Source organism: Planotetraspora sp. GP83 (assembly GCF_041262585.1).
Taxonomy (GTDB): Bacteria; Actinomycetota; Actinomycetes; order Streptosporangiales; family Streptosporangiaceae; genus JAOEGB01.
Genome location: NZ_JBGCBZ010000012.1, coordinates 1 through 18274 on the forward strand (window position 1 = coordinate 1; position 18274 = coordinate 18274).

20 protein-coding genes and 1 tRNA gene are annotated in these 18274 nt (G+C 69.5%); 7 read left to right on the top strand and 14 right to left on the bottom strand.

The annotated features are described in order from the left end of the window. Nucleotides 1-216 precede the first annotated feature (216 nt). Complete coding sequence (locus ABH927_RS18045; RefSeq protein WP_370022960.1) at nucleotides 217-738, bottom strand: hypothetical protein; 522 nt, start codon at nucleotides 736-738, stop codon at nucleotides 217-219. A gap of 1403 nt (nucleotides 739-2141) precedes the next feature. Next, nucleotides 2142-3188 carry a thiamine-phosphate kinase gene (locus ABH927_RS18050; RefSeq protein ID WP_370022962.1) on the bottom strand — a complete coding sequence of 349 codons (1047 nt, stop codon included), beginning with the start codon at nucleotides 3186-3188 and terminating at the stop codon, nucleotides 2142-2144. A gap of 47 nt (nucleotides 3189-3235) precedes the next feature. Between ABH927_RS18050 and ABH927_RS18055 the strand changes: the two genes are divergently transcribed. Then, nucleotides 3236-3469: an Lrp/AsnC family transcriptional regulator gene (locus ABH927_RS18055; RefSeq protein ID WP_261584269.1), complete on the top strand. Its 234-nt coding sequence runs from the start codon at nucleotides 3236-3238 to the stop codon at nucleotides 3467-3469. Between the two features lie 68 nt (nucleotides 3470-3537). Then, nucleotides 3538-3975 (top strand): DUF3515 domain-containing protein, encoded by a 438-nt coding sequence (locus ABH927_RS18060; protein ID WP_370022964.1) that lies wholly within the window; start codon nucleotides 3538-3540, stop codon nucleotides 3973-3975. 76 nt (nucleotides 3976-4051) lie between these two features. Here the strand turns inward: ABH927_RS18060 and ABH927_RS18065 are convergent, their stop codons facing one another. The 4 genes from ABH927_RS18065 to ABH927_RS18080 form a co-directional block, all read right to left on the bottom strand. Beyond that, complete coding sequence (locus tag ABH927_RS18065; RefSeq protein WP_370022966.1) at nucleotides 4052-5167, bottom strand: D-alanine--D-alanine ligase family protein; 1116 nt, start codon at nucleotides 5165-5167, stop codon at nucleotides 4052-4054. Between the two features lie 40 nt (nucleotides 5168-5207). Beyond that, the gene (locus ABH927_RS18070; RefSeq protein ID WP_370022968.1) at nucleotides 5208-6437 is read right to left on the bottom strand and encodes a PLP-dependent aspartate aminotransferase family protein; all 1230 of its coding nucleotides are present in this window, start codon (nucleotides 6435-6437) and stop codon (nucleotides 5208-5210) included. 5 nt (nucleotides 6438-6442) lie between these two features. Then, complete coding sequence (locus ABH927_RS18075) at nucleotides 6443-7450, bottom strand: NAD(P)H-dependent glycerol-3-phosphate dehydrogenase (protein ID WP_370022970.1); 1008 nt, start codon at nucleotides 7448-7450, stop codon at nucleotides 6443-6445. Nucleotides 7451-7520: 70 nt separating this feature from the next. Next, on the bottom strand, nucleotides 7521-8309 hold the full coding sequence (locus ABH927_RS18080) for a lysophospholipid acyltransferase family protein (RefSeq protein ID WP_370022972.1): 789 nt from the start codon (nucleotides 8307-8309) through the stop codon (nucleotides 7521-7523). 103 nt (nucleotides 8310-8412) lie between these two features. Here ABH927_RS18080 and cofC point away from each other — a divergent pair, with 103 nt between their 5' ends. Continuing rightward, a complete protein-coding gene (gene cofC, locus ABH927_RS18085; protein ID WP_370022974.1) occupies nucleotides 8413-9060 on the top strand; it encodes a 2-phospho-L-lactate guanylyltransferase in 648 nt (215 codons plus the stop codon). Nucleotides 9061-9312: 252 nt separating this feature from the next. On the opposite strand, the gene ABH927_RS18090 is transcribed toward cofC, so the two are convergent. Then, a complete protein-coding gene (locus ABH927_RS18090) occupies nucleotides 9313-10785 on the bottom strand; it encodes an MFS transporter (protein ID WP_370022976.1) in 1473 nt (490 codons plus the stop codon). Between the two features lie 213 nt (nucleotides 10786-10998). Between ABH927_RS18090 and ABH927_RS18095 the strand changes: the two genes are divergently transcribed. Then, nucleotides 10999-11757 (top strand): TetR/AcrR family transcriptional regulator, encoded by a 759-nt coding sequence (locus ABH927_RS18095; RefSeq protein ID WP_370022978.1) that lies wholly within the window; start codon nucleotides 10999-11001, stop codon nucleotides 11755-11757. A gap of 1 nt (nucleotide 11758) precedes the next feature. On the opposite strand, the gene ABH927_RS18100 is transcribed toward ABH927_RS18095, so the two are convergent. Next, a complete protein-coding gene (locus tag ABH927_RS18100) occupies nucleotides 11759-11893 on the bottom strand; it encodes a hypothetical protein (RefSeq protein ID WP_370022980.1) in 135 nt (44 codons plus the stop codon). A gap of 64 nt (nucleotides 11894-11957) precedes the next feature. Here ABH927_RS18100 and ABH927_RS18105 point away from each other — a divergent pair, with 64 nt between their 5' ends. Then, complete coding sequence (locus ABH927_RS18105) at nucleotides 11958-12158, top strand: hypothetical protein (RefSeq protein ID WP_370022982.1); 201 nt, start codon at nucleotides 11958-11960, stop codon at nucleotides 12156-12158. Between the two features lie 210 nt (nucleotides 12159-12368). Here the strand turns inward: ABH927_RS18105 and ABH927_RS18110 are convergent, their stop codons facing one another. Genes ABH927_RS18110 through leuC form a run of 4 tightly spaced genes read right to left on the bottom strand, consistent with a single transcriptional unit; the run spans nucleotide 12369 to nucleotide 14963 of the window. After that, nucleotides 12369-12668, bottom strand: a complete 300-nt coding sequence (locus tag ABH927_RS18110) for an HU family DNA-binding protein (RefSeq protein ID WP_261584248.1) — start codon at nucleotides 12666-12668, stop codon at nucleotides 12369-12371. 50 nt (nucleotides 12669-12718) lie between these two features. Further along, entirely contained in the window at nucleotides 12719-12979 is a 261-nt protein-coding gene (locus ABH927_RS18115; RefSeq protein WP_370022984.1) for a hypothetical protein, read from the bottom strand. Then, nucleotides 12958-13545 (bottom strand): 3-isopropylmalate dehydratase small subunit, encoded by a 588-nt coding sequence (gene leuD, locus ABH927_RS18120; RefSeq protein ID WP_370022986.1) that lies wholly within the window; start codon nucleotides 13543-13545, stop codon nucleotides 12958-12960. Before leuD ends, ABH927_RS18115 begins: the two co-directional genes overlap by 22 nt. A 32-nt stretch (nucleotides 13546-13577) precedes the next feature. Beyond that, on the bottom strand, nucleotides 13578-14963 hold the full coding sequence (gene leuC, locus ABH927_RS18125) for a 3-isopropylmalate dehydratase large subunit (RefSeq protein ID WP_370022988.1): 1386 nt from the start codon (nucleotides 14961-14963) through the stop codon (nucleotides 13578-13580). 135 nt (nucleotides 14964-15098) lie between these two features. Between leuC and ABH927_RS18130 the strand changes: the two genes are divergently transcribed. Further along, nucleotides 15099-15815 carry an IclR family transcriptional regulator gene (locus ABH927_RS18130; RefSeq protein ID WP_370022990.1) on the top strand — a complete coding sequence of 239 codons (717 nt, stop codon included), beginning with the start codon at nucleotides 15099-15101 and terminating at the stop codon, nucleotides 15813-15815. A 36-nt stretch (nucleotides 15816-15851) separates the two neighbouring features. After that, nucleotides 15852-17567, top strand: coding sequence for a hypothetical protein (locus ABH927_RS18135; protein WP_370022992.1), 1716 nt, complete (start codon nucleotides 15852-15854; stop codon nucleotides 17565-17567). Here the strand turns inward: ABH927_RS18135 and ABH927_RS18140 are convergent. Further along, nucleotides 17545-18051, bottom strand: a complete 507-nt coding sequence (locus ABH927_RS18140) for a PaaI family thioesterase (protein ID WP_370022994.1) — start codon at nucleotides 18049-18051, stop codon at nucleotides 17545-17547. The two genes, ABH927_RS18135 and ABH927_RS18140, sit on opposite strands and share 23 nt — an antisense overlap. A 149-nt stretch (nucleotides 18052-18200) precedes the next feature. Continuing rightward, a tRNA-Glu gene (locus ABH927_RS18145) sits at nucleotides 18201-18273 on the bottom strand. Nucleotide 18274: the final 1 nt, after the last annotated feature.

Genomic DNA, 18274 nt, shown 5'->3' on the forward strand with positions numbered 1-18274 from the left:
ACCGCTACACCACCCACCGCAACCCCGACGGCACCTGGACCCTCACCCACCTCGGCAGAAAAGGCCGCTACGCCGGAAGATTCCGAACCTGAGCAAGAACAACAAGGCAACCGGTGCGGTTCTGTAGGGCCCACGCCCGGTTCAGCTGCCCCGCGTGGCCCAGCGGAATCTCCGCATCACCGTTCCTCGGGAGCGCCACGGCACGGCTCGGCGGGCTCAGTTGGAGACGCCGCAATCGCCGTCTCTCAGCGTGCAGTCGGCAGGGGGCTCGGCCGTGCCGTGGGCGTCGAGCGTGACTGTCACCTTGTCGACCGCGGTGAGCGGCTCATCGGACGTGATGGACAAGGTGTCGCCGTGCTGCTCCCACTGGAAACCGTCCACTGAGACGACCTGGCCGCCGATAGGGAGCTCAATCGTCCAGGACGAGAGGTCCGCGGCTTCGTTGCGGACGACCAGGCGTGCGCTGTAGCCATCCTCGTCCTGCCGCGTGACCTCGAAGGCCAGGCTGACGCGGGCGGTGTCCGCAGCCGGAGTGGCACTCCACTCGCCAGTGCCCGTTCCGGCGAAGGGTGCGGCGCCTTGCGTGGTGTCCGAACCGGCCGCCGGGTCGCCGGTCGAATCGCCGGTCCCGGCCGGAGGGCGCTCGGAGTTGCCAGAAGCGCCTGGCTTATGGGTCTTCGCGGCCTGTGGATCTCTAGTTGGTCCCATACGGCCGGCGCTCGGGATGCTGGGATTCACCGTGGGAGCCAGCGCTGAGGCAGGAGCCGGTGTGGCGAGAGAGGGCGATCCAGCGGCCGCAGGGCTCGAAGGCGTCGCCGTACCGGGCTGGGGTGTGGGGTCGTCGCCGGAAGATATGCCGGAGCCCGGGGCACCCGCGCTGGGGGGCGTCGTGGAACGGGGTGCAGCTGCGGAGGTCAGGCCCGTGGCGGTGAGCGCATCAGCCGCTGAGGCCGCGCCGCAGCGACTGGCGGAAGCACAGGTCGCGCCCGGGGGGTCGACGGTCAGCGCGGTGCGTCCGGCGACCAGCCGGACTCCGCCGAACGTCACCCCTATGGCCAGCAGTACGGAAACTCCCGACACAAGAGCCATCCGGCGAAATCGTCGCGGCGGTGCTGGTTCGTCCCACCCTGAGCCAGGAAACCCACCCCGGCCGCCACCACCCTCGTCTGAGAGCGTGTAGGCCCCGGATTGCTCGGGCGTGATTCCTCTGACCGCCAGTGTTCCGGCCTCAAGGTCTCTAGGGTCGGAGATCTCCAGTCCATGGCTGCCGAACGCAGCGCTGTGGCTTCCCGGGCTGCCGAAGGTGCGGCTCTCGGGGTCGAGGCAGTCGGCTTTGGGGCTCTCGTGCCTCAGCCGCTTGGCTTCGAGCGTTTCGGATGTGAACCGCTCCGATCCTGCGCCGGCGGCGAGGAGCGCGTTGGAGAGCCTGTCAGTAGCGGTCCCGTCCAGAAAGTGCCTGTCCACAAAGGGCCTGCCGAGGCCCAGGCGGTCGACGCCAGGGCTGTCGAAACCGGGGCTGTCGAAACCGGGGCTGTCGAAACCAGGACTGTCGGAACCAGGACCGCCGACGCCCGCAAGACCGTCTCCCGCGCGGCCGAGAGCCCGGCCGTTGGGAGAGGGACTGTCGGAAGCGGGCCTGTTGGGAGTACGCCTCTCGGGAGGGGCGCTGTCGGCACCACCGCTGTCGGCACCACCGCTGCCGAGAGCCGGGCTGCCGGAAGCGGGGCCGCCGGGGATGGGGATGAGGGCGGCGCTGCCGACAGCGGGGGCGTCGGGAGCGGGGCCGGGGCTTTCGGGAGCAGGGCCGGGGCTAGGGGGGGCGCTGTCCTCGGCTGCCAGGCTTTCGGGGGAAAGCGCGGAGAATCCCAGGTCGGTGAGGGCGTTGGAGCGCCACACGACCGTATCGGCATCGCCTGAAGAGGCTGTCCCGGGGCTGTCAGTAGGCGGGTCCGGCCAGCGGAAGGTGAAGTCGCCGCGCGCACGACCCGTCCTCGACCGATCGTCCGGAGAGGATGCCGGAACGGATGGCTGCCCATCTCCGGAGTGTCGTCCTGACGTGTGACGGCCCATTGGCGGTCCTTCCTGTTGGCGACCGCCATACTTCATAACAGATCTAATACGCCTTTGTCACAAATTTCACATCATCCCCTGAAGTGGTCCCAGCCCCCCGTGGTCTCGGGACGGCCTGTGACCTGCACTCCCTCGCCCTCTGTGACTCGGCCGACAATCCGCCAGGCAGGCGGGAGCCGTACTTCTTTGGGGAAGGTCGCGGCAAGCGCGTGATCGTCGCCGCCGGTCAGGACCCACTCCAGCGGGTCGGCGCCCAGCTCCGCCGCGGCCTCGGCGAGGATTTCGGGGACCGGCAGCGCGTCGGGATCGAGGGAGATGCGGACGCCACTGGCTGCGGCGATGTGGCCGACATCCTGAATCAGGCCGTCGCTGACGTCGAGCATGGCCGTGGCGCCCAGCCGGGCGGCCTGGGGCCCGCAGGCGTACGGCGGCTCGGGTCTGCGGTGGGCATCCACGAGACGGCCGACATACTCCCGGCTGGACTCCACCCGACCCGGCTCCACCCGACCCGGCTCCACCCGACCTGACTCCACCTGGCCGGAGTCCGCCCGGCCTGGACCCATTCGGCCGGCTTGTAGGAGGGCGAGCCCGGCGGCCGCGTGGCCGAGGCGCCCGGCGATGGCGACGACCTGGCCCGGACGCGCGCCGGAACGGGTCACCGGCGCTCGGCCGCCGAGATCTCCGAGCGCGGTCACGCCGAGGACCACGATGTCCGAGCGGGCGATATCCCCCCCTGCCACGGTGGCCTCCACGAGGGCGCATTCATCCCGGAAACCGTCGGTGAGCGCGTCGAGCCAGTCGGTGGGCGCGTCGCCAGGAAGCCCGAGACCGACCACTATGGCCGTGGGATCGGCCCCCATAGCCACTATGTCGGAAAGATTCTGTGCCGCGGCTTTACGTCCAATGTCGTACCCGCTGGACCAATCGCGGCGGAAGTGCCTACCCTCAATCAAAAGATCGGTACTGACAACGACCCGCCCGTCGGGCGCCTTCAAGATCGCGGCGTCGTCGCCGGGGCCCAGGAGCACAGCCGCACCCTGCGGTAAGCGTCCGGAAATACGCCTAATTACACGGAATTCGCCGAGATCTCCGACTGTGATGACACACCCCTTGTGCATTCGAGGTACGGTTACGCTCCGGCACTGATCTCTATCCGGAGGACGTGATGGTGCAGGCCTACATCCTTATCCAGACCGAGGTCGGCAAGGCGGCCAGCGTGGCCGGCGAGATAGCGGGAATCACGGGCGTCACCCAGGCCGAGGATGTCACCGGCCCCTACGACGTGATCGTCCGGGCCGAGGCCCGCAACGTCGACGAGCTCGGCAAGCTCGTGGTCGCCCAGATCCAGGCCGTGGAGGGAATCACTCGTACCCTTACGTGTCCGATCGTCCATATCTAGCCGCAAATCTATCCGGGAGGCCCTCCGGGCGCCTGCTCGGACCGGCTTCTCGGCCGCCCTGGAAACCGATGCGCACACCAGCCCTTCTCGCAATGGCGGCGGCCGTGCTGGCCGCCGTGACGGGATGCTCCTCGACGGTGCGGGTGGAACCACCCACGCCGATGGGCGCGGCGGCGGCCGCGTGCCGGAAACTCGACGCGGCGCTGCCCCACCGGCTCGACGGGCTCGATCGCGTCGCGTCCGAGCCCGCTTCGCCGTACGTCGCCGTCTGGGGGGCCGGGGAGATCGCGCTCCGCTGCGGCGTGGAGCGGCCCGCCGCGATGGCCGCCACCGCCGAGGTGTCGGACATCAACGGCATCGCCTGGTTCGCCGATCCTCGCAAGCCGACGCTGTTCACCGCGATCAACCGCGAGGCGTACGTCGAGGTGACGATCTCAAGGGAACACTCCTCCGGGACGGTCCTGGTCGATCTCTCCGGCCCCATCAAGGCGACCATCCCCGACTGAAGTCGCACGTCACGGAACCCGCCCAGCTTCACAGCGTGAGGCGGCTTGCAACCGGGGACGATGCCCAGACGGATCGCTAACGCAGGCCCGCCGGGCGGTTGAGCGCGAGCTGGATAAGGCGGTCCACGAGCCGGTCGTACGGCAGGCCGGTGGCGGCCCAGAGCTGCGGGGCGACCGACAGCGAGGTGAAGCCGGGCATCGTGTTGATCTCGTTGACGATCAGCTCACCTGAAGGGGTGTAGAAGAAGTCGACCCGGGACAGCCCCTCGCAGCCGAGCGCCTCGAACGCCCGGACGGCCATGGCGCGCAGGGCCTCCGCCGTCTCGGCGGGGATGTCGGCGGGCACGTCGAGCGCCATCTGATCGGGATAGTACTTGGCCTCGAAGTCGAAGAACTCGTGCTCGCCCCGGACCAGCACCTCTCCCGGAATGCTCGCCGTAGGCGGAGCGTCGCCGAGTGACTCCAGCACCGCGCACTCGATCTCACGGCCGAGGATGGCGGCCTCAACCAGCACCTTCGGGTCGTGCTCGCGGGCGTACTCGACCGCGGCCTCAAGCGACTCCACGTCGTGGGCCTTGGAGATGCCCTGGGAGGACCCCGCCCGGGCGGGCTTGACGAACACCGGCCAGCCGAGCTCCTCGACCTCCTTGAGGACCCTGGCGCGGTCGGTGCGCCAGTCACGGTCCCGGACGACGACGAACGGGCCGACGGGCAGCCCGGCGGCCTTCAGCAGGGCCTTCATGTACGCCTTGTCCATGCCGACCGCGCTGGCCAGCACGCCGGAGCCGACATATCGGACGCCGGCCATCTCCAGGAGCCCTTGGATCGTGCCGTCCTCCCCGAAGGGGCCGTGCATGACGGGGAACACCACGTCGACCTGGCCGAGGGAGCGCGGGATCTCACCGGGCTGGAGAGCCACGAGAGAGCCGGACTCGGAGGGGAGCGCGAGAGCCGTACCGGACTCGTCGACGACCGGAAGGCGGCCCGACTCGATCGCGTAGGTCTGGCTGCCAGAAGCCAGCACCCAGCGCCCGTCCTGGGCGATTCCGATGGGGACGACCTCGTATTTCGACTGGTCGATGGCCTCCAGCACGCTCCCGGCTCCCATGAGGGACACGGCGTGCTCTGAGTTGCGGCCTCCGAAGACGACTGCCACGCGCACGCGCGGCTGGGACTCGCGATCCTCGTTCATGATGCCCGAATCTACCGCGTCTGGCCGTCAAAACGGCTTGTCAGCCCCGCGTCGGGCTGGTGGAACGCAGCGTGTCGAGGGCCTGGGTGACGTCCATGATGAGGTCTTCGGCGTCCTCCAGCCCGATCGAGAACCGTACGGCTCCCGCGTCCACGCCCGAAAGGGCCTCATCGGAGCGGAGCACCGAAGCGAGGTGCGTGACCTTGGTGTGGGTCCCGCCGAGGGACGACGCGATCCCGGTCAGCCGCAGCGCGTCCGCGAGCGCCATCCCGGCCTCGTAGCCGCCGTGCGGGATCACGGTCACGCAGGCGCCGAAACGGGTGCCCTCGGGGCCGGAGTCGAACAGGTGCCGGGCGAGCTGGTGGCCGGGGTGGTTGGGCAGGCCCGGGTAGTCGACGCGGCGCACCGCCGGGTGCTTGGCCACCGACGCGGCGAACTCCATGGCGGTCGAGCACATGCGGCGCACGCGGAGCGTCAGCGTCTCCAGCCCGCGGCGCAGGAGGAACGCGTCGTCCGGGGAGAGCGAGGCGCCGGTGTCGACCCGCACCTCGCGGATCTGGCTCATGAGGTCGGGCCGGCCCACCACGACTCCCCCGGTGCAGTCGTCGTGCCCGCCGATGTACTTGGTCGCCGAGTGGACCACGAGGTCGGCGCCGTGCTCCAGTGGCCGGCACACGATCGGCGTAGCCGTGGAGGAGTCGATGACGAGCAGCGCTCCCGCGTAACGGGCGATGCGGTAGAGCCCCCGGATGTCGGTCACCATCATCGTAGGGTGGGCCAGGGTCTCCGCATAGACGATCTTCGTGGTCGAGCGGATCGCGGCGTGGACCCGCCGCAGGTCGGAGTAGTCGACGAAGTCCACCGACACCCCGAACCGGGACAGCACGTTGATCAGCAGCGAGTAGGTGCCGCCGTGGACGGGCGCCGGAGCCACCACGTGCGCCCCCGAGCGGAGGAACGCCATGAAGACGGCGTTGATCGCGGCCATGCCCGACGAGAAGGCCTGCGCCGACACGTCCTCCGGCGCGGCGGCCCCCTCCAGCGCCGCGACCGCGGCGGCGAACGCCGCGACGGTGGGATTGTCGATCCGGCTGTAGGCGAAGCCCGGCATGCGGTCGGCCAGCACGTCGGCGTACTCGCCCGAGCTCTCGAAGCTCCACGCGGCCGTCCGCCACACGGGAAGGCCTATCGGGACCTGGCGAGGCAGCGGAGGGGACGGAAGGTGGACGGCCCGGGTGTTCTCCCCGAGCTTCCTTCGACTGCGCCGCATTGAGCTCACACGCCGTAGCGTTCCGGCTTGGGAGTGCGGGACATCAGCAGCATGGCGGCCTCTCCGGGGGTCATGCCGTCGTGGACGACGCCGACGACCACTTCGGTGATGGGCATCTCCACATCGTGCTTCCTCGCGAGGTCGAGCACCGACTCGCAGGATTTGACCCCCTCGGCGGTCTGCCTCGTCGCGGCCACCACCTCGGCGAGAGTCATCCCGCGTCCCAGATTCTCCCCGAAGGTACGGTTCCGCGACAATGGGGACGTACAGGTCGCTATCAGGTCGCCCATGCCGGCGAGACCGGCGAACGTGTGCTGGTCGGCCCCGAGTGCGGCTCCGAGCCGCCCTATCTCGGCCAGGCCCCGGGTCATGAGCGTCGCCCGGACGTTGTCGCCCAGGCCCATCCCGACCGCGACGCCGACCGCCAGGGCGATGACGTTCTTCACCGCCCCGCCCAGCTCGACCCCCACCACATCGGGATTGGTGTACGTCCGGAACCACGGCAGGTGACAGGCCTCCTGGAGCCGGTTGGCCACCTCGTCGTCGGTGCAGGCGACGACCGTCGCGGCGGGCTGCCGCTGGGCCAGCTCGCCCACCAGGTTGGGCCCGGAGACCACGGCCACCCGGCTCTCCGGCACCTCGGCCACCTCGCCGATGACCTCGCTCATCCGCTTGCGGGTGCCGACCTCCACGCCCTTCATCAGGCTGACCAGCACCGCGTCCGGCGGGATCGCCGGCTTCCAGGCCGCCAGGTTGCCCCGGAGGGTCTGGGCCGGAACGGCGAGGACGACGAAGTCGGCGCCGTCCATGGCCTCGGCCGGGTCGGTGGTCGCGCGCAGCGTCTCAGGGAGCCGGAGTCCCGGCAGGTAGTCGGGGTTCTCATGCTTATTGTTGATCGCCTCGACGATCTCCGCCCGCCTGCCCCAGAGCGTCGTCCGGGTGCCCGCCTCGGCGAGGATCATCGCGAACATCGTCCCCCACGAGCCTGTACCGAACACGACCGCCTTGGTCACTGGTCGCTCACCACTCCTCCACTGCCGCCAGGCTCGCCGTCACGGGCCATCCCCTCACCGTACGCCGTAGTCAGCCGTTGGCAGCGTTCTTCGGGTCATACGGGATTTCAGGTGCCTTCTCATCACGGATCTCGGCAAGCTGGGCGGTGATGGCCGCCATGATGTCGGCGGTCGCCTCCCGGAGGACCGATCCACGCATCGGCAGACCGGCGTACTTCGACAGGTCCACCGGCGGCCCGGCCTGCACGCGGAACCTCTTGCGCGGGAACAGCCGGGGCTTCTTCTCCCCGTACGGCAGGAGCTCCTGGGCACCCCAGTGGGCGACGGGGACGACGGGCACCCCCGTGACAAGGGCCAGCCGGGCCACACCCGTCTTGCCGGCCATGGGCCACATGTCTGGATCGCGGGTGATGGTGCCCTCCGGGTAGAACAGGACGCACCCGCCGTCCCTGAGCCGCTGCTCCGCGATCTTGAGAGACTGGGTGGCCTCCGTGCTTCCCCGCGCTACCGGAACGGCCTGCATCTTCGTGACGACATGGCCGAGGACCGGCACCTTGAACAGCCCGGCCTTGGCGAGGATGACCGGCCAGCGCCCGTTGTTGTAGAGGAAATGCGACAGCAGAACCGGGTCCGACCAGGACAGATGGTTCGCGGCGATGATCAGGCCGCCCTTGCGGGGCACTCGCTCGCCCCCGCGCCACTGACGCTTGATGAAGAACAGCGCCAGCGGTTTGACGATCACGACGGCCAGGAGTTCCCAGAGGCGGGGCGGGCGCCCGGCCCGTTTACGCCTCGCCGGTTGGGCGGTGCCGGGGGGCCGCTGCTCGACCTCGTCGGGTCGTTCACTGGGCTGACTCACTCTGCCTCCAAGTCAACAGGGGATGGCCACGCGGAATGGTCACGGAATGCGCTCAAGTCTCCCGGCTGGCTCGGCGGAATGTCGAGGCGGGATGCTTAAGGTTATGCAGCTCGTGCGATGGTCCATGGTGGTGCCGGTCAAGACACTTATACGGGCGAAGACCCGGCTCGCCGGGGCGGCGGGGCCGTACCGGACCGATCTGGCGGTGGCGGTCGCCTGCGACACGGTGGCGGCGGCGCTGAGCTGCGCGCTCGTGGCCCGGGTGGTGGTGGTGACGGCGGACCCCGTCCCGGCGGAACGGCTGGCGGCACTGGGGGCGCACGTGGTGACCGATCCCGACAAGGGGCTCAACGCGGCGCTCCGGTTCGGCGCGGCGGAGGCGGCGCGGCTGGCGCCGGGCGACGCGGTGGGGGCGCTCCAGGCCGACCTGCCGGCGCTGCGGGCGGCCGAGCTGGAGAAGGTGCTGTCGGCGGCGCTGGAGTTCGACGAGTGCTTCGTCCCGGACGCCGCCGACGTGGGGACGACGTTCTACGGCGTACGGCCGGGCGTCCCCTTCCGGCCGGGGTTCGGGGGCGAGTCGAGGGCCAGGCATCTGTCGGGCGGTGCGAAGGAGTTGGCCTTGGACGGCATCTCCTCGGTCCGCCGGGACGTCGACACGGTCGACGACCTGAGAGAGGCCCTGGCCCTCGGTGTCGGCCCCGCCACCCTTGGGGTGATCACGACCGGCCTCCCACATCTGGACCGCAGGTAACCCCCTCCCCGGCGTGATCATGCACACGTTCCCCACTGTGACTCTGACCGGCACTTACCTGCGCGTGATCATGCACGCTCTCCCGAACATGGATCGTGAGCAGCCGAAACCACAAGCCTGATCATGCAGCAGACGGCTTGTGCATGATCAGGCTTGCCGATAGCGCCGCTGACCCCGGTGATGCGGGAACCTGTGCATGATCACGGCCGGTGTTCGCCGTGCTGCGCCATACAACCGGGAACCCGTGCATGATCACGCCGGGGCGGGGAGCTCCTCGGGTTCACGGGCGTGCTTGGGCAGGAGGAAGGCCACCGCGAAGGTGAGGACAAGCATTCCGGCCACCACCCAGAGGGTGGTCTTCATGGCGTGCTCGAAGCTCGTGCCGGTCGGGACGGAACCGAGCAGGTTGAAGAAGACGGTGCCGAGCAGGGCCACGCCCAGCGCGTTGCCGAGCTGCTGGACGGCCGTGAGCGTGCCCGACGCGGAGCCGTTCTCGTGCTGCTCCACACCGGCGAGCACGATGTCGAAGAACGGCGCCATCAGCAGGCCCATGCCGATGCCGCACACCACGAGGGCGGGCGTGAGCTGCCACGGGGTGACCCGCATGCCGTTCATGTCGAGGGTCAGCAGCACGCCGAGCACCCCCACAGTCATGATCAGGGTGCCGGTCAGCAGCACCTTCCGGCCGAACTTCTGCACCGCCTGGGCGACGCCGAATCCGACGATCATTCCCCCCGACCAGGGCACCATGGCGAGGCCGGCCTTCAGCGCCGAGTAGCCGAGCCCCATCTGGGTGTAGAGGTTGAACACCAGGATGAACCCGGCCATGCCGGAGAAGAACACCGTGCCGGTGAGCAGGCCCCCGGTGAAGGCCCGCTTGCGGAACAGGCTGGGCACGACCAGCGGGTCGCCGCCCTGGCGGTTCTTACGCGACTCGAACCAGCCGAAGGCCAGGAAGACCACGGCCGAGGCCGCCAGCATGACGAACGTCCAGGCGGGCCAGTCGTGCTCGCGCCCCTGGACCAGAGGGAAGATCACCAGGAAGCCGCCGAGCGAGGCGAGGACGACGCCGGGGAGGTCCAGCTTCAGCGGGTGCGGCGACCTCGACTCCGGCAGGAAGCGCAGCCCCGCGATGACCGCCGCGAGACCGAGCGGCAGGTTGACCAGGAAGATCATGCGCCATCCGGTGCCGAAGTAGTCAGCCTCGACGAGCCACCCCGCGAGGATCGGCCCGCCGACCGCGGACAGGCCCATGATGGGCCCGAACAGGCCGAACGCCGTCTGCATCTCCTTCGGCGGGAACATTTCCTTGATCATGCCGAGGCCCTGCGGAAGCATGACCGCGCCGAACAGGCCCTGGATCACCCGGGAGCCGATCAGCAACTCGGGCGACTGCGCCACGGCGCAGAGCAGGGAGCCGGCCGTGAAGCCGAGGGCTCCGATCAGGAACATCCGCTTACGCCCGAAGATGTCACCGAGGCGGCCGCCGGTGATGAGGCCCACGGCCATCGAGAGCGTGTACGCGGCGCCGAGCCACTGGATCGTGGCCCCCGTGCCGCCGAGGTCGGCCCGCATGGTCGGCGCCGCGATGTTCGTCACCACCGCGTCGAGAAGGTCCATGACCTCCGCGGCGAGGATCACGAAAAGTGCCGCCCAGCGCCACCTGTACGGCGGTGCCTCGTCGGCCGGCGCCGTGGACGCCATCACGCTGACGGGATTGCTCATCAGTCCTCCTGTTCAAAAGAACACTGTTCACATAGACGCGAGCGCCGTTCTATCATTGAACGGTGTTCAGCCACAAGTGCGATGTTCTCAAGATATATCGCCTTGTTGGGATCGACAAGATATATCTCAAGACAGGAGCGCCGTTCTTCGGACCGAGCGCCGTTCACTACGATGAGCGGGAGAGCGGGAGGCGGAAAAGCGTGGGAGGTCCTCATGAGTCAGTCGGACATGCCCACACCGCCGTGGGAGCGTCCGCGGAAACGTCCGGCGCCGGCCAGAGTCCCCCTGACGAGGGAGCGCATCGTCGACGCCGCCTTCGTCGTCCTCGACAGGGACGGCTACGAGCGGCTGAGCATGCGCCAGGTGGCCGCCGAGCTGGGCGTCGTCGTCTCCGCGCTGTACGTCCATGTGAACAGCAAGGACGAGCTGCTGGAGCTCATGTACAACACCCTGTTCGATGACATCGAGCTGCCGGAGCCCGACCCGGGGAACTGGCAGGAGCAGGTCAAGGACTTCGCGCGCGGCGGCCGCCGGCGGCTGCTGGCCCATCGCGACATGGCCAGGGTCTCCATGGGCCACGTCCCCTTCACGCCGGAGCTGCTCCCCCACGTGGAGAAGTTGTTCGCCCTCTTCCGGGCGGGCGGCCTGCCGGCCCCGGTCATAGCGATCGCGGGTGATCTGCTCTCGACCTACATGGAGGGCTTCACCATGGAGGAGAGCATGTGGGCGGAGCGCTACCGGGGGATGGACGCCAAGTCCTGGGAGACGATCCGGGACGAGATCCAGCAGTACTTCTCCTCGCTCCCGCAGGACCGCTTCCCCAACCTCGTCTCCATAGCCGAGCTGATGGTGGACGAGTCGAACGACTACCGGTTCGAGCTGGGCCTCGACATCATCATCCGCGGCCTCGCCTCATACGCCGAGAAACCAGACCATCCCGGACAACCGGCAGAGCCGGGGATCGAGGCGTGACCTACGCCACCTGGCGAATCCGAGGAGAGAGCACCACCGGCAGGTGGGCGACCACATAGCCGGCGCAGGCCGCGCAGAAGGCGGCCCGGACCCCGGCCACCTGTCCGGCGCCCACCGCCGCCAAATATCCGGTCAAAGGGATATCCGCACCCGGAAGGCGACAGAGGCTTCCGGAGGAGGCCGCGGGTTAGGCTGAGCGCGTGCAGGCCACGGTGAAGACCTTCGACGGTGAGACGCGCTCGGGCTCGGTGTTCCTCGACGACGGGACGGAGATCCCGTTCGACGCCGACGCCTTCGACGCCGGGCCGCTGCGGCACCTGCGCTCGGGACAGCGGGTCAACATCGTCATGACCGGCGAGCGCGTCACCTACGTCACGCTTTCGACGTTCCCGGTCCCCTAGCGCGCCAGCCGCACTCTCCGCGCAGTCGTCCAGCAGCGTTCGGCCAAGGTCCGTGAGAGTCAGCCGGTATGCCGCTCACCACGATCGCGCTCGCCACGATCCGCCTGAGCCCGGCATACTGGCTGGTCACGCACTGACGCCGGGACGACGGCGCCATGACGAACGGCGCCCGGTCGAGACCGGACGCCGTTCATGGCTCTGATTGGCCGCCTACTTCTTCTTGGCGGACGCCTTCCCTCCGGCGTTCACCTGGTCCCTGAAATCGGCGCCCGGGCGGAACTTCGGGGCCCAGCTCTCCGCCACCTTGATCGGGTCGCCGGTCGAGGGGTTGCGAGCCGTACGGGCGGGCTTGTGCACCATCTCAAAGGCGCCGAAGCCGGTGATCGAGACCTTGTCACCGCTGGCGACGGCGTTCTGGATAGCGTCGAGCACCGCGTTGACCGCCTCGGTGGCCGTCTTCCTGTCACCGACGCGGTCAGCGATCGCGTCGACGAGTTCCTTCTTGTTCATTTGGTTCCTCCCCCTTACGCGCTTGAAATTAGGGGACGAGGGCGCGGGACTCAATCACCGGGGGGCATGTTTCGCCTGCTCGGCGTGTCGGATGTGCCGTCCAGATAGGCGATGAAGGCGTCCAGCCGGGCGGCCGCATGGGCTATGTCCCGTTTTGCCACGTCACAGATTGCGAGCAGCCGACGCGTCAGGCGTGCCCGGTCCTCCTGTGGTAAGGCTAACGCCCTGACGCGGCGATGCGCATCACGCAGTCGCCGCGCCAGCAGGTCATCTAGCGCCTGAAGATCGTTCAGACGGTCGTCGGCAGCCATGGCTGCCGTCCATTCTCGTACTCTGCGATGTCGTCGGCGTGACGCAGGGTCAGGCCGATGTCGTCGAGGCCCTCCATGAGCCGCCACCGTGTGTAGTCGTCGATCTCGAACGGCACGGCCACGTCCCCGAAGCGGACCTCCTTGGCGTCCAGATCGACGGTGATCTCCCTGGCCGGTTCGGCCTCGACCTCGGCCTGGAGACGCTCGACGACGTCCTCGGGCAGCACGACCGGCAGCAGGCCCATCTTGGTGGAGTTGTTCCGGAAGATGTCGCCGAACCGGGAGGAGATCACGACGCGGAAGCCGTACTGCTGGAGCGCCCAGACCGCGTGCTCCCGGGAGGAGCCGGTGCCGAAGTCCGGTCCCGAGACGAGGATCGACGCGCCGGCGTAGGCCGGGTCGTTCAGGACGAACGACGGGTCCTCCCGCCAGGCGGCGAACAGGCCCTTCTCGAAGCCGGTGCGGCTGACCTGCTTGAGCCAGACGGCCGGGATGATCTGGTCGGTGTCGACGTTGCTGCGCAGCAGCGGCACGGCCCGGCCGGTGTGGGTGGTGAAGGCATCCATGATTGATCTTTCCTAGGGACGGAACGGCCGGGTCAGAGGTCGGCGGGCGCGGTGAGCCGGCCGGTGACGGCGGTCGCGGCGGCGACCTGCGGCGACACCAGGTGGGTGCGGCCACCCTTACCCTGGCGGCCCTCGAAGTTGCGGTTGGAGGTCGAGGCGCTGCGCTCGCCTGGCTGGAGCGTGTCCGGGTTCATGCCCAGGCACATCGAGCAGCCGGCCTCGCGCCACTCCGCTCCGGCGGCCTTGAACACCTGGTCCAGGCCCTCCTCCTCGGCGGCCTTCTTGACCTGCATCGAGCCGGGGACGATCAGCGTGCGCGTGACGACCGTACGGCCGCGCAGAACGTCGGCGGCGGCGCGCAGGTCCTCGATGCGGCCGTTGGTGCAGGAGCCGACGAAGACGGTGTCCACCTGGACGTCCCGCAGAGGCGTGCCCGCCGTCAGGCCCATGTACTCCAGGGCCCGCTCGGCCGCCGACCGCTGCACCGGGTCCGCGAAGTCCTCCGGGGACGGTACGGCGGAGCCGAGCGGAGCGCCCTGGCCCGGGTTCGTGCCCCAGGTCACGAACGGCGTCAGCGTCGAGGCGTCGATCTCCACGACCTTGTCGAACTCGGCGTCGTCGTCGGTGCGCAGGGTCTTCCAGTAGGCGACGGCCTCGTCCCACGCGGCCCCGGCCGGCGCGTGGGGCCGCCCGCGGAGGTACTCGAACGTCGTCTCGTCCGGCGCGATCATGCCCGCCCGGGCACCGGCCTCGATCGACATGTTGCAGATCGTCATCCGGCCCTCCATGGAGAGCTTGCGGACGGCCTCGCCGCGGTACTCGACGATGTAGCCCTGGCCGCCACCCGTGCCGATATTGGCGATGATGGCGAGGATCAGGTCCTTGGCCGTGACACCGACCGGCAGCTCGCCCTTGACCTCGATGGCCATCGTCTTGGGCCGGTAGGCGGGCAGCGTCTGGGTGGCCAGCACGTGCTCGACCTCGGAGGTGCCGATGCCGAACGCGATGCCGCCGAAGGCGCCGTGCGTGGAGGTGTGGGAGTCGCCGCAGACGATCGTCATGCCGGGCTGTGTGAGGCCGAACTGCGGGCCGATGATGTGCACGACGCCCTGACCTGCGTCGCCCATCGGGTGCAGCCGGATCCCGAACTCGGCGGTGTTCTTCCGCAGCGTCTCGACCTGGGTCCGCGAGACCGGGTCCGAGATCGGGCCGAGCACGGTCGGGACGTTGTGGTCCTCGGTGGCGATGGTGAGCTCGGGGCGGCGCACCTTCCGGCCGCTGAGACGCAGCCCATCGAACGCCTGCGGGCTGGTCACCTCGTGGATGAGATGCAGGTCGATGTAGAGCAGGTCGGGCTCACCCTCGGCACGGCGGACGACGTGCTGCTCCCAGACCTTCTCGGCCAGTGTGCGACCCATGGTGTGACGCCTCCTTGCGTTCGAACCCCCGGACGTCTCTTATGATGAGACGGAAATATCGGGATATGGACACTCTACCGGGTGTATCCCGATATCGCGTTTGCATCTCGGATAGCGAGACGGCAGTATCGGGGGATGGACAACTCTAGCGGGGTCGGAGTACTCGACAAGGCAGTTCTCGTACTCAACGCTTTGGAGGCGGGCCCCGCTTCCCTGGCACAACTCGTCCAGGCGACCGGCCTCGCCAGGCCCACGGCGCACAGGCTCGCGGTCGCGCTTGAGCATCACCGCATCGTCTCCCGCGACACGCAGGGACGTTTCATTCTGGGCCCCCGGCTGTCTGAGTTGTCCACCGCGGCCGGTGAGGACCGGCTGCTGGCGGTCGCCGGGCCGGTGCTCACCCAGCTCCGCGACCTCACCGGGGAGAGCGCCCAGCTCTACCGCCGCCAGGGCGACGAGCGCGTCTGCGTGGCCGCCGCCGAGCGGGCCAGCGGCCTGCGGGATACCGTGCCCGTGGGAGCGGCCCTCCCCATGACTGCGGGGTCGGCGGCGCAGATCCTGCTCGCCTGGGAGGAGCCCGACCGGCTGCACCGGGGCCTGCGGGGCGCCAGGTTCAACGCCGCCACCCTCGCCAGCGTGCGCAGGCGCGGCTGGGCCCACAGCATCGGGGAGCGCGAGCAGGGCGTGGCCAGCGTCTCCGCCCCGATACGCGGCGTTGGAGGCAAGGTCATCGCCGCCGTCTCCGTCTCCGGGCCGATCGAACGCCTCACCCGGACCCCGGGCCGCATGCACGCCGCCCCGGTCGTGGCCGCCGCCGAAAGGATCACCGAGGCGATGCGGCGGGCTAACTGATTAGAGAGCGGCCGCCGTTAGCCCTAGGCTGGCGGGGTGACAGATCGCATTGAGGCAGCCGCCGCTGAACTGCGTCCCCTGCTCCAAGAATTCATCCTCTGGGCGCCCGCCAACGCACCCGGCAGTGATCCCGACCTTGTGGGGCCGGCCGTCCTGTGGCACCGGTTGATCGTCCGCGACGACGTCGGGTTGTGGAAGCGTGGCGATCTGCGCACGGTGTTGCTCGAACGCATGCCTCAGGTGGTCGAGGACCCCGACGCCGCCGCCGACGGCATGATCCCGGCGCTCCGGTCCTACCTGACCTTCCTGTCCTCGACGGGCCGGTTGACGCCCGGCTCCGACTCGCTGGACACCCTCCTCGCGGAGCTGGAGGAGGTGGAGGACGACTTCGTCGACGCGATGGAGGACGCCATCGCCGAGCGGGACTGGGACGAGGAGGAGGACGAGCTCGAAGAGGGCGACGAGGACGAGAGCCTCGGCGACTTCGAGCCGTTCGCCGACGAGATCGCCGACCTGCCGACCATCCGGCTCCGGCCGGACGTCGAGCTCGCCGAGGCGGCCCGCCAGGCCCCGCTCATCGCCCAGGCCCGCGACCTGGCGCTCTGGGTCGGCACCGGCCGCAAGGTCGGCGAGGAGACGCTCCTGTCGGACGACGAGGTCCAGGAGGCCGTCACGGCCCTGGGGCTGTCCGAGCCGCAGGCCCTGTGGAACATCTGGAACCTCGCCATCGATCTGGAGTTCCTCGCTCCCGACGGGGACGACACGGTCAGCGTCGACTCCGACACCGCCGCCTGGCCGTTCGAGGACGACGAGGACGTGCTGGACGCGTGGATGCTCGGCCTCCACTCGATCGACTACGGCGATCCCGAACTCGACGACGACGATCTGACGCTGGCGCTGTCCGGGCTGACCCGCGCGCTGCTGGTCCGGGTCCTCGTCAACGGCGGCTCCCGGTCGCTGGCCGAGCTGCGGGACGAGCTGGCCGAGGCCGTCGCCGAGTACGACGACCTCGGTCCGGACGCCTGGGCCGCCGCCGGTGACCCGCTCGCGCCGGTCCTCGCCTGGCTGACCGGCTACGGCATGGTCACGGTCGAGGGCGGCGCCGAGGACGGCACGGTCACTCTGACCCCGCTCGGCACCGAGGGCGTCGTGCACCTCGTGGACGACGCGGACATCGAGGTCGACGCGCGTCCCGCCATCGACGCCATGACGGCCCTCGACCTGCTGTCGTTCAGCGCCGACATGTCCGAGGAGGAGGCCGACGCCGAGTTCGCCGCGTGGCTGGCCCTCAGGGAGCCCGCCCAGGCCGCCTCAGAGCTGCTGGCGGCCGCCGCGGAGGACGAGGCCGACGCCCTGGTCCGGGTCCAGGCCGCCAGCCTCGTGGGCTCACTCGGCGAGGTCGCCATACCGGCCTGGCTGGAGGCGCTCAAGGAGCCGTCGCTCCGGCCGTACGCCGCGACCCACCTGACCCAGCTCGACGTCGAGGACGCCCCCGAGCCGACCCAGGCGGACACCCACTGGCTGATCCTCGACATGTGGACCATCTCGGCCGGTCTGGGGCGGCCCGAGTTCGTGAGCAGCCTGGACGACATCGGTCCCGCCCAGCGGCTCATCGAGCTCCTCGACGTGATCTGGAAGGTCCCTCACCCGCACCTGGAGGAGCTGCTGGAGGCGGTCGGCGACGCCCACCCGGACAGGCAGGTGGGCAAGGCCGCCAAGCGGGCGCTGTTCAAGGCGCGATCGAGAAAATAGCGCAGGTCGTCGTGCCGTGGGCGTAGAGCTTGCCGTCGTTCGCGCCCACGAGCCGCGCCTCCGCCGTCGCGACGGTCCTTCCCACGTGTACGGCTTTCGCCTCGCACCGCAGAATCCCGGTGTGGGCGAAGGCCGGGCGCACCATGTGGACGCCCAGCTGGGTGGTCGTGTAGCCGCGCCCTGCGGGCAGGCGGGACATGACCGCGCAGCCGAGGGCCGAGTCGAGCAGGGTGGCGTAGTAGCCGCCGTGGACGGAGCCCAGCGGGTTGTACTGGTGCTCGCCGGTCTCCCCTTCGAAGATCGCGACTCCGGGCTCCACGTGGACGAGCGTGAAGCCGAGAGTGGCCGCGATCGGTGGCGGCGGGATCGTGCCGTCGATGAGGGCCTGGAGGAACTCCAGCCCGCTCAGCTCCGCGGGAGGCGTCGTCGGTGTCGCCCAGCTATGGGTACGCGAGTTCAGGGTCGTCTTCACGGTCGGCGTCATGGGTCTGATTTTGGAACCCAGCAGCCCCAGAGCGCAAACGCGAGATGTAGCCCCGACCGGATTCGCGCCCGCGCAGCGGGCCATGAACAGGGTGCGGCGTCCCGTAACGGCGAGAACCCCCGGCAGCGAGTGCCGAGGGTTCTTTGATGTAGCCCCGACCGGATTCGAACCGGCGCTACCGCCTTGAGAGGGCGGCGTCCTAGGCCACTAGACGACGGAGCCT

Coding starts and splice junctions, on each gene's coding strand:
- ABH927_RS18115 (WP_370022984.1), bottom strand. CDS start 12,979: ATGGCTGCCGACGACCGTCTGAACGATCTTCAGGCGCTAGATGACCTG.
- leuD (WP_370022986.1), bottom strand. CDS start 13,545: ATGGATGCCTTCACCACCCACACCGGCCGGGCCGTGCCGCTGCTGCGC.
- ABH927_RS18065 (WP_370022966.1), bottom strand. CDS start 5,167: ATGAACGAGGATCGCGAGTCCCAGCCGCGCGTGCGCGTGGCAGTCGTC.
- ABH927_RS18050 (WP_370022962.1), bottom strand. CDS start 3,188: ATGCACAAGGGGTGTGTCATCACAGTCGGAGATCTCGGCGAATTCCGT.
- cofC (WP_370022974.1), top strand. CDS start 8,413: ATGCAGCTCGTGCGATGGTCCATGGTGGTGCCGGTCAAGACACTTATA.
- ABH927_RS18140 (WP_370022994.1), bottom strand. CDS start 18,051: ATGACGCCGACCGTGAAGACGACCCTGAACTCGCGTACCCATAGCTGG.
- ABH927_RS18060 (WP_370022964.1), top strand. CDS start 3,538: ATGCGCACACCAGCCCTTCTCGCAATGGCGGCGGCCGTGCTGGCCGCC.
- ABH927_RS18090 (WP_370022976.1), bottom strand. CDS start 10,785: ATGAGCAATCCCGTCAGCGTGATGGCGTCCACGGCGCCGGCCGACGAG.
- ABH927_RS18110 (WP_261584248.1), bottom strand. CDS start 12,668: ATGAACAAGAAGGAACTCGTCGACGCGATCGCTGACCGCGTCGGTGAC.
- ABH927_RS18055 (WP_261584269.1), top strand. CDS start 3,236: ATGGTGCAGGCCTACATCCTTATCCAGACCGAGGTCGGCAAGGCGGCC.
- ABH927_RS18095 (WP_370022978.1), top strand. CDS start 10,999: ATGAGTCAGTCGGACATGCCCACACCGCCGTGGGAGCGTCCGCGGAAA.
- ABH927_RS18130 (WP_370022990.1), top strand. CDS start 15,099: ATGGACAACTCTAGCGGGGTCGGAGTACTCGACAAGGCAGTTCTCGTA.
- ABH927_RS18070 (WP_370022968.1), bottom strand. CDS start 6,437: ATGCGGCGCAGTCGAAGGAAGCTCGGGGAGAACACCCGGGCCGTCCAC.
- leuC (WP_370022988.1), bottom strand. CDS start 14,963: ATGGGTCGCACACTGGCCGAGAAGGTCTGGGAGCAGCACGTCGTCCGC.